This is a genomic window from uncultured Winogradskyella sp., from assembly GCF_947498005.1.
Classification (GTDB): domain Bacteria; phylum Bacteroidota; class Bacteroidia; order Flavobacteriales; family Flavobacteriaceae; genus Winogradskyella.
In genome coordinates this window covers 1-1,861 of the sequence record NZ_CANMIW010000025.1, presented here as the reverse complement: position 1 = coordinate 1,861, position 1,861 = coordinate 1, and the positions used below count along the sequence as shown (strand labels likewise).

2 protein-coding genes are annotated in these 1,861 nt (G+C 30.0%); both read left to right on the top strand.

The genetic code is table 11. The features are described from left to right. Positions 1-87 precede the first annotated feature (87 nt). Complete coding sequence (locus tag Q0891_RS17175) at positions 88-894, top strand: hypothetical protein (RefSeq protein ID WP_299103571.1); 807 nt, start codon at positions 88-90, stop codon at positions 892-894. Positions 895-1,058: 164 nt separating this feature from the next. Next, positions 1,059-1,646: a hypothetical protein gene (locus Q0891_RS17170; RefSeq protein ID WP_299103570.1), complete on the top strand. Its 588-nt coding sequence runs from the start codon at positions 1,059-1,061 to the stop codon at positions 1,644-1,646. Positions 1,647-1,861: the final 215 nt, after the last annotated feature.

Below are 1,861 nucleotides of genomic sequence, written 5' to 3'. Positions count from 1 at the left end.
TTCGGAATATTCACGGGTTCGTTAAAGTTTGCTAACTTAGTTGCTTAACCACGCAACTAACCATACACAAACACGTTGGCAATAATTATGAACAAAACGCAATCTAAAAGTCTGATTTACGGAAAATTATTTTTGATTTCGGTTTTCATTTTGCTACTTAATGACTTTTATCTTAAACATCAGTTTCATAATTATCTGACAGGGAAACTATCTGATTTCGTTGGACTTTTTGCCTTTCCTTATTTCGTTAGTCTTTTCTTCAAAAGTAAAGTCAAACCTATTTACATTCTGACTGGAATTTTGTTCGTTTTTTGGAAAAGTAGTTCCTCGCAATTTGTTTTTGATTTTTTAAATGGTTTCGGAATTGGAATCAACCGAATTGTAGACTATTCGGATTTAATAGCATTATTAATTTTGCCATTTTCTTATCACTACAGAATTAAAAATTCAATCGGAATTAAAAAACTAAAATTTCTTCCCAAACCAATCCTGATTGGAATTTGTTCATTTGCCTTCATAGCAACGAGTTTACCTCAAGCATATGGAGAACTTAATTTGAAATCTAACTATGAAACGGAAATTGATTTAGATTTTGAAAAACTCAAAAGCACAAATTTATATTACGTTTCAGTAAAAAATGACAAATACCTTTCAAAAATCGAAATTCCTGATAAAAAAGCGGAAATTGAAACTACATTAATAATAAAGCAGCAAGTTAATGGAACGCTGATTATTAAATTAGATAGTATCGTAAGTTATCGAATAAAAGGGAGTGGATTTATTTTTGGTGGTGGAGTTGATGAAAAAGACATTGAATACGTTGAAAATCTTTCTGTAGAAGACTTTGAAAAAATATTCATAGATCAGAAAATAAATAATTTGAAAAATAAATAACTATTGCCAACACCGTGTATAATTAATTGCTTTGGTTGTTGCTTATTTGGAAAATTCCTTCGGAATTTTCTCGCGCTCGTTTTTGTTTACTAAATTAGTTGCTGAAACACGCAACTAACCATACACAAACACGTTGTGCGTCATTTAAGAAAAACATTGTGAGTTTGAATAAAATTCTTTTTTTACCGATTTTATTTCTGCTGATTAGTTGTAATCAAAAGCAGAAACAAATTGACACGTGGAATAACAGAATTGCGGAATATCAAGTAGAAACGGAAAAGAATAAATCTGACATAATTTTAGATACTTTAGTTTTCAATCAGAATATGAACGGAAAAGAATTGACTGAAAAGTATGCTTTTGGTTTATCGAAATTACAGTTTTACAAACAATTTGTTTCTGAAAACAAAATTTTGGAAAAGCAAATATTGACAGAAAAACACACAAAAGCTGAAATTACTTATTTGGGGAAATTAAGGGATTTGAATAATCAGAATTCTTATCACGTAATCAAGAATTTTAAAATTATCGGAATTGGAGAAATGGAATCGCCTCGTGGAATAAGTAACATAGCTTTTTTGAGTGATAATTTGGAAAAGGCAATTATTTATAGAATGAGTTTACCGAATGAATTACCTGAAAAGATTGAAAACAATATTCTATTATTTAAATCGGAATCTGAACAAGTAGGAATATCAATTTTGGGAGGTTTACCTACAATGTTATGTGTTCCGAAAATTGGATGTAATTGATAAAAAAACGAACGCACAACACCGTGTATAATTCATTGCTTGTTATAGCTTACTTACGAAAGTCCTCGCGGACTTTCTATCTGTGAATTATTTGCTAAATTTAGTGCTTAAACACGCAACGAAATCATACACAAACACGTTACCTGCAAGCTAAACAAACCTATGAACTTCGATTTAGAAGATAAACTTAACGAATATGTAAAACGGAATGATTT